A 7638-nucleotide genomic window follows, 5' to 3' on the forward strand; every position below is an offset into this window, starting at 1 on the left:
CACCAGCTACCTCGCCGGACTCCACTTACGCGGTGCCGTGATCTGGATCCGCAGCCTCCGGCCAACATGATCCGAACCTGGAACAGGCCCTAGCGGTCTGCGTGAGAATGACCTGGCCCTTCGTCACTCATGTCAGCAACAGGTGAGCACCATCCGTCCGAGGTGCTGCGGGAGGTTGGAGGGCCGGTGTACTCCCCGAACGCGACACCCTGCCCTCGGTGCGCTTCCCTGGCCGAGAAGGCGAAGCAGATCACCATCCCGATCGAGTTCGACATGCAGTGGGACGACGAGCACATCTCGCGCGAGGAGGGTCTCGCGCTGTTCGACGCCTTCGCCTCGAAGGAGAGGTCGTCGCACGTGAACTCGGGCAAGCACCAAAAGCTGCCTCGGTTCGAGGTCGACAGCTCCGTCCGGTTCTTCGCCCGGCACCTCCACGGAGCGGTCACCACGTCGGCCTGACCTGATCGGTCGCGGCGTCCGGCTTGTCAGCCGGGTGCCGCAACCGCGGCCCCGGATTGAGGCTGCGTATCCAGATGATGGATCCGCGCAGTTGGACCCGCCATGTAGCTCGCGGGAGTCTGTGACCGAAGGCGGTCAGTGAACTGTTCCCGTACCTGCCCCGGCAGAGCGGCTGAGGCGCGGGCGTGGCGCAGCGGCCTCGCCTCGGAGTGAAGCCGAGCAGGACCTGCCCCACCGCCAGCGTCACAGTTCGGCGTCGCTCACCCGCGGCGCAATCCCGATCTGCGGCCGCCACGGAGCGAAATGCGGAGCAGCCCTCAGCAAGTCGTCCGTCTGACCACGGAGCGGTAGCGAGGGTGTCCAATTCGGTCGTCACAGATGGACTTTGGACGCCCTCGCCGCGGCTCCGCAGGAAGATCGAGGGACTATCACGGTCCGGAGCTGGCGGGAGCACCAGGATTGGTCGTGTCGAAGTAGACCCTGTCCGTGCCTGGATCGAGATAGAACCTGCCGGTGTACATGCCAGCCGTCATGTCATGGTCGAAGGAATCACTGCGAACCCACCGTGCACCCTTGGGCACAAACTCGGCAAGTTTTTCAGGGAGTTGAGTGGGCACCTCTGGCTGAAAGCTCTGCTGCGAGGCCCCCGTGAGGCCGTCAACAGTACCCGCAGCCAGCTGGGCGGTTCCCACGACGCGCACATCGGCGGGGCCCGGAACGGACCCCCGCGAATCTGTGCCCAGCACAATGCCGAGCCAGTGCGCACCTGACAACGGGCCGAGGCCGGCGAACCTGCGTTCCAAAGGCCCCAGGTCGGTGCGGACCTTTGCGTCATCTGCGCTCTTCGTATGCGCCGTGCACGCCGCAAGCAGCATCACCGCTGCGAGCACGAGCACCCCCTGGCGTCCGAGACCCGCCATGCCACCCACAGGCCGCCCCACCAAAGCCCCCCCAAAAAATAGCCCCCGCATCTCACGCCTGATCGTAGCCGTCAGCTCGCAGCTCCCACCCCTTGGAATCGATCATCTGGATGGGCGGGCCATGAGGTGATGGTGCGGGCAATGAGGTTGTGGACAGTGCCTCCGTGGCTGCCCACGCGGCCTGCGGCGATGGCAGTTTCCCGTGACCGGATGCCATGGCCGAGGCGGGTCCGGTCCCAATGGCGGCGTGCCCACGGGATGACAACGCGATGGGTAACAGACCCGCCGGTCAGTGCTTTGACCAGATGGTGCTGGCCGAGTTCCAGATTTTCGAGGACGTCGCAGCCCTCGGCAACGACAGCTCGCCGAAGCCCTCGCTGGCGCCACCGCCGCATTCCAGGCTCTGTCCTGCCAGAACCGCGTCGACGACGAGACCATGGCCAGCTGCGGCCCCTGTCCACCTGCGTCCAGTCCATTCGCCAGGAGCAGGCCGACCGTATCCAGGCCGGCCGAGCGCGCGGCTGACGAGATCGAGCAGCTCGCCGCCCTTGTGCGCGGTGACGAGGCGTCCGCCGCCCCGGCCGCTGACGACGCGCCGACCGCGACGACCTCGACAGCTATACACGCAAATCCTCCCAGGGGCCGCAAACCGGCCACCCGTGACCGTCGGGCCCGTCACTTTCCCGGGTAGCGGCGGGCCGAACTGCCGTCACCTCATCGGGCGCGGGTGACCTCAATCGGCGTGTTCGGGCAGCCGTCCAGGATGCCGGTGAGGGCGGCCTGTTCGGCGGGGTCGATGGTGAGACACCAGCGGATTTTGATGGTGATCCAGTCGGTGGCGTAGGTGCAGCGGTGGGCCTCGGCCGGGGGCTGCCAGGTGGCCGGATCCTGGTCGGACTTGGAGCGGTTGGAGGCGGCGGAGATCGCGATCAGGGCACGGGCGTCGTCGAGGTCGTTGGCGTAGGCGGTGCGTTCCTGCGCGCTCCAGGCGGAGGCGCCGGAGTTCCAGGATTCGGCGAGCGGGACCATGTGGTCGATATCGATGTCGAGGGCGCGGGCCTGGGTGAAGGTGACGTCGCCGTACAGGTGTCCCGGGGGCTGCCTCGCGCGGCAGCCCCGGACATCGCCCAAGAGTATTGAAGGACGGCGGCGAGGATCTCCGGGGCGCTGCCCGCGAACCCCGGAGAGCCGTGGTGCTCGGCCGCCCAGTAGCGGACATACCCCAGGTCCTCGGCAGCCTGGGCCAGTGCCACAGACGACTGCTGGGCGTCAGCCGGGGTGAAGCCCGCGCCGACGGGCGACTGGTCCAGCACCGACAACCGCGGCCGCATAGGCCCTCCTCCTGTCACTGCTGCGCCCGCTTGATTGCGGGTACGATCCGGTAGTCGCGCTGGAAGACCAGGTTGTGCAGATCGCCGGTGGCGATCGCCCGGAGCGTGGGAACCTCAGCGGCCGCCTGCTCGGGCGTGAACACGTTCAGAGGCCAGTCGTGCACGGTCGCGCCCCGCAGATGCGGGTGGTGAAGGCCGCCTCCGTAGTACGCGAGGAGGGTGATCGGCGCGATTCCGGTCGCCCGCTGCTCGGGCCACGACAGTGTCCAGCTCTCCCCCAGGCCCTTGTCCGGAGTGCGCTGGAGTCCGCACGCCGCCACCTCACCCGTGCCGAGGAGCAGGGAGGCGTTGAATTCCTCCAGCACCTGGACGGCGTACGGGTGCAGCAGTTCGACGGCTCGCTCGAAGTGCCGCTCCTTGCCACGGCGCGAGACGGTGTCACCGTCCTGTCCGTGGGTTCCGTTGCGCAGATCCGCGAAGTGCCGCATCAGAGCTTCGATGTGCGGCAGCCCGGTTGCCTGCCGTGCGGTGGTCATGGTGTCTCCTTGCGTCGTTTCAGCTGCTCGCGCAGGGCCGTACCGAGCCAGCGCCGCAGATTCGGGTTCCCCGCGGGGCCGCCGCCGGCGAGGAAGGCCGCGTGGGGGGTGCGGGGGAAGGTCTGCAGCCGCACGGAGTTGCCCGCCTCGCCCAGCAGCCGCGCGTAGGTCGTCACGTCGTCGAGGACGGGATCGAGCTCCCCGACGGCGAGCACGGCCGGGGCCAGCCCGTCGAGGCTCTCCGCTTCCAGGGGAGTGCTGTGCAGTGGGGTCCCGCCGCGTCGGCGGCCCCGGTCCTTCCTCGATACGTCCGCCAGGCGCGCCGTAGATCCTCCGCAGTGGGGAACGCGCCCTGCTCGCGCGTGTACGAGGGGGCGGCGCAGTCGGGGTCCAGGGGCGGGTAGGCCAGGACCTGGGCGGCGAGCGGTTGGTTCCGGTCACGGCGGGCGAGGGCCGCGCACGCGGCGATGGTGCCGCCCGCGCTGTCTCCCCCGATTGCCACCGGCTCGCCGTCCGCCGTCTGCCCCTGGGCCCAGGAGAGCGTGGTCAGGACGTCCTCGAGCTGCGCGGGATGGCGATATCCGGGGGCCAGCCGGTAGCCGGTGCTGACCACCGTGCAGCCCGAGACCCGTGCGAGATCCATGACCGGCCCGTGCCAATGCTCGACCGACCCCGCCTGCCAGCTCCCCCCGTGCGCCCAGACGAGCCAGCCGTACGCCTGTGCTCTGGGGTGGTAGATCCGTACGGGGATGCGGTGAGTCCCCGCGCCGAGCCACCGCGGCACCCAGTGGGCCTCGTGGGGACGCGGGGCATCAGCCCCACCAGGAGCGGTCAGGCTGCCGCGGGACTCGTACCGCCATGAGTTACTGCGCACTCGACCGAGCGCCCCGCAGGAACAGGGCACTGGTGAGGGCGCCGAAGAGCACGAGGGCGGCGTTCACCGCGATCGCGACCTTCAGACCGCCGAGGATGGCCGCGGCGCCGGTACCGGTCATCGCGGCGGTGGCGATGGCGCTCATGATCGGCGTGCCCATGGTGATACCGATCTGCTGGGTCATGGTCGCGAGCCCGGTGGCCAGGCCCTGCTCGTGGTCGGCCAGCCCGGAGGTCGCGGTGACCATGAAGCCGACGATGACGAGCATGTTGCCGACTCCGCCGGCGAAGGTGGCGATGAGCAGCAGCCACATCCAGGAGCGGTCGTCGCCGAGGCCGAGCAGGGCGGCCGTGAACACGGTCTGCAGAATACTGCCGGTGATCAGCGTCTGCTTGCTGCCGATCTTCCCGATGACCTTCGGGGCGACGGAGCCGCCGACGACCGTTCCGAGGCCCAGCACACCGAAGGACAGGCCGGCGGCGAGCGGGGAGAAGCCGAGCACCTCCTGGAGATACAGGGTCAGCAGGAAGACGAGGGACGTCTCGGTGAGGAACGCGATCAGTCCGGCGACATTGCCCCAGGCCACCGACCGCTTGCCGAGCACGCTGAGCGGCACCAGCGGCGCGGCCACCTTGCGTTCGACGGCCCAGAACACGATCAGCAGGACCACTCCGGCCGCCAGCGACAGCAGCGCGGACGAGGAGCCCCAGCCCTTCTCACCCGCCTGGGTGAGGCCGAAGACGACGGCCAGCAGGCCGAGCGTGACGCTGACAGCCCCGGGCAGGTCCAGCTTCGGGCGCTCGTCGGGCCGGGACTCCTTGATGACCGTCGGGGCGATGAAGAGCACGGCGAGGGCGACCGGGACGTTGATGAAGAATGCCCAGCGCCAGGACAGCAGGTCGGTCAGCAGACCGCCGAGGATCGCTCCGGTGGTGAACCCGGCGGACATCAGTGCCCCGTTGAGGCCGAGCGCCTTCTCCCTCAGCGGGCCCTCGGGGAACGACGTCGTCATGAGCGACAGCCCGGCCGGGGTCACCGCCGCGGTGGCCAGTCCCTGGAAGACCCGGGCCGCGATCAGCACCTCCGGGTTCTGCGCCAGGCCGCCCACCAGCGAGGCCGCGCCGAGCACCACCAGACCGCCGAGGAACAGCCGGCGGCGGCCGAACAGGTCCGCGACCCGGCCGAACAGCAGGGTGAACCCCGCCGCGCACAGGGCGAACGCGGTGCCGATCCACTGCAGGTGCGCCAGCGAGAAGCCCAGGCCCTCACCGATCACCGGCAGCGCAACGTTCAGGATGGAGAAGTCCACCGCCAGCATGAACTGGGCGGCGAGCAACAGCACCAGGACCAGCCGCAGCCGGGGGGTGAGGACGGCCGGCGACGTGCCGACGGCTGTGGCGGCTGTCTGCGAGTCAGTGACGGACATGAGGTCGAGACCCTTCTCTCGTGCGCGGGCGTCTGTCACGCACCGCTCAGCAAAGAGGCTCGCCTCAGCCTGGAGGCTCCAGCCAGAACCCTGTTTCGCGCAGCCACCGTAAGGGTGGTCATGACATGACCACCCTTACGGCTCATGGACTGCCCGGTGGGCGGGCATCATGGGGGATGACCCGCGGCTCGCCAGGCATCGGTGCTCAGGAACCGTGCGGCCGGACGCCCAAGAAACCGGAGGCATCGATGGACGCTCCGTCCGAGCTCGGAGACTTCCTAAAGTCCCGCCGTGCCGCGCTGCGCCCGGAAGACGTCGGCATCTCGCCGCATCCGACCCGCCGCCGCGTCACCGGTCTGCGCCGGGAGGAGCTGGCCATGCTCGCCGGCGTCAGCATCACCCACTACACCCGCCTCGAACAGGGCCGCGCCCTCAGTGCCTCGGACGCCGTGCTGGACGCGATCGCTCGCACCCTGCGCCTGACCGACGACGAGATGGCCCATCTGAAGACCCTCGCCCGCCCCGCCGCCGCGTCCCGCCCGGCTCCATCCCGCGTCGAGCACGCCAGCGCATCGGCGCGGCAGCTGCTGGCAGCCATGTCGGATGTACCGGCGCTCGTCCTCGACCGCCGCAATGACGTCCTCGCCTGGAACCGGCTGGGCCACGCGCTGCTCGCCAGGCACCTGCCACCCCAGAGCCCCGACACGCAGGGCGCCCGCCCCAACGTGACGCGCATGCTCTTCCTGGACGAGCACTACCGGGACCTGTACACGCACTGGGGCGAGGAGGCCCAGCTCGCCGTCGCCTCGTTGCGTCTGGTCGCCGGCCGTCACCCAGACGACCGCCGACTGGCCGAGCTCGTCGGCCAACTCACCGTGGAGTGCGCCGAATTCGCCTCTCGCTGGGCCCGCCATCCGGTGCGCACCTGCACATCGGGAGTGAAACAACTGCGTCATCCGCTGGTCGGCGCCATGGACCTCAGCTTCGAGAACCTCGTCATCCCCGGCTCGTCCGGCCAGCGCCTGATCGCCTACACGGCCCAGCCCGGCTCGCCCTCCGAGGCGGCTCTGCGTCTGCTGGGCAGTGTCACCGCACCGGAGACCGAGGACACCTCCGCGACAGTGTGACCACTGCGCCGATCGGCCAGGAGAGCACAAGCCCTCCCGGCCGATGCTCCTTCAAGCGCCGCGCTGCCCGGCCAGAGGCAGTGGAGCCGCACGCCCGGAACCGGCGAGGCGCAGATGGGCGTATGCCGCCGACACCATGTGGAGCTGACGTAAAGGCGGGTCAGCTCCAGAAGTTCGTCCATGCGGTGTACACGAGATTGGTGAGCCAGAACCGAGAGCTCGGCCGTCCATCCCCGGAGAGTTCGGTGAACAGCCGGTACGGCCGCTGCTCCCCCCTGCTGCGGCTGCCGGACGGGCTGCCACATCAGGGTGGACAGGATCTGGGCCTGCCGGAACCTCCCGTCGCAACCAGTGACGGCGGCGGTCTGCTGATTCCACGTCCGCCGTACGCCGGGCGCGACCCGGCGGGCGCCGGCCCACTCCCCCGCTCCGGTGGGCGAATCCGTCATGGGGAGTCCTCTGCACACGGTCAGCCAATCGCCATTCCTGTGCCTGGCCCCCCTGAGGGGCCACGAGTCGGGGATTGACGGCAACAATGAAGTCGCGCCCTGTGCCGTCCGCACCACGGCACCTGGGCTCCGGCCGACCAGCCGCACACCCCCATCGCAGCGGCCCACGCCTTGACCTGGCGCGATGCCCAGCCTCCCGGCGAATGCCTCGTCCCACCAGCCCCAACAGCCTTGCTGGCCCAGGGCCTTACGGGCCGTCCGTTCCTGGCTCACCGTTCCTAAACACTGAGCGGGAGCGAGTCCTGTTGCCAGGACTGCTGCTCGGTGGCGCTGCCCCGAACGGTGCTGGGGCAGGCTGGTCGCCCGCTTTCGCTCCACCACCGGTGACACGCATCTGGTGCGCGGTCCGGGCGGGTGGGGACGGGTTTCCTCACGCCTGCGGGTGTCCGGTCGGGCCTGGACGGTCCGATGCCCACCACGATCACTCTGGTCGTCGTGGGGCGGTGCCGTCCGTCG

General features: G+C 69.7%; 7 protein-coding genes and 2 pseudogenes. 2 read left to right on the forward strand and 7 right to left on the reverse strand.

Annotation, left to right across the window (positions count from 1 at the left end; translation table 11 throughout):
* Nucleotides 1–228 precede the first annotated feature (228 nt).
* Nucleotides 229–459: pseudogene (locus ACFYO2_RS49240) on the forward strand (alpha/beta hydrolase); the annotation flags it as partial.
* A 428-nt stretch (nt 460–887) separates the two neighbouring features.
* Here the strand turns inward: ACFYO2_RS49240 and ACFYO2_RS49245 are convergent.
* The 6 genes from ACFYO2_RS49245 to ACFYO2_RS49270 form a co-directional block, all read right to left on the reverse strand.
* Nucleotides 888–1349 carry a hypothetical protein gene (locus ACFYO2_RS49245; protein ID WP_388363969.1) on the reverse strand — a complete coding sequence of 154 codons (462 nt, stop codon included), beginning with the start codon at nt 1347–1349 and terminating at the stop codon, nt 888–890.
* Nucleotides 1350–2093: 744 nt separating this feature from the next.
* Nucleotides 2094–2510, reverse strand: coding sequence for an HNH endonuclease family protein (locus ACFYO2_RS49250; protein ID WP_388363970.1), 417 nt, complete (start codon nt 2508–2510; stop codon nt 2094–2096).
* Between the two features lie 214 nt (nt 2511–2724).
* Nucleotides 2725–3246, reverse strand: coding sequence for a hypothetical protein (locus tag ACFYO2_RS49255; protein WP_388363972.1), 522 nt, complete (start codon nt 3244–3246; stop codon nt 2725–2727).
* A complete protein-coding gene (locus ACFYO2_RS49260; RefSeq protein WP_388363975.1) occupies nt 3243–3461 on the reverse strand; it encodes a hypothetical protein in 219 nt (72 codons plus the stop codon). The genes ACFYO2_RS49255 and ACFYO2_RS49260 overlap by 4 nt, the downstream gene beginning before the upstream one ends.
* On the reverse strand, nt 3419–4120 hold the full coding sequence (locus ACFYO2_RS49265) for an alpha/beta hydrolase fold domain-containing protein (protein WP_388363978.1): 702 nt from the start codon (nt 4118–4120) through the stop codon (nt 3419–3421). Before ACFYO2_RS49265 ends, ACFYO2_RS49260 begins: the two co-directional genes overlap by 43 nt.
* Nucleotides 4110–5546, reverse strand: a complete 1437-nt coding sequence (locus ACFYO2_RS49270; protein ID WP_388363980.1) for an MFS transporter — start codon at nt 5544–5546, stop codon at nt 4110–4112. Before ACFYO2_RS49270 ends, ACFYO2_RS49265 begins: the two co-directional genes overlap by 11 nt.
* Before the next feature lie 248 nt (nt 5547–5794).
* Here ACFYO2_RS49270 and ACFYO2_RS49275 point away from each other — a divergent pair, with 248 nt between their 5' ends.
* Nucleotides 5795–6673: a helix-turn-helix transcriptional regulator gene (locus tag ACFYO2_RS49275; RefSeq protein ID WP_388363983.1), complete on the forward strand. Its 879-nt coding sequence runs from the start codon at nt 5795–5797 to the stop codon at nt 6671–6673.
* A 727-nt stretch (nt 6674–7400) separates the two neighbouring features.
* Here ACFYO2_RS49275 and ACFYO2_RS49280 read toward each other — a convergent pair.
* A pseudogene (locus ACFYO2_RS49280) lies at nt 7401–7638 on the reverse strand (IS200/IS605 family accessory protein TnpB-related protein); the annotation flags it as partial.

This window comes from Streptomyces sp. NPDC006602, from assembly GCF_042870385.1.
Lineage (GTDB): Bacteria > Actinomycetota > Actinomycetes > Streptomycetales > Streptomycetaceae > Streptomyces.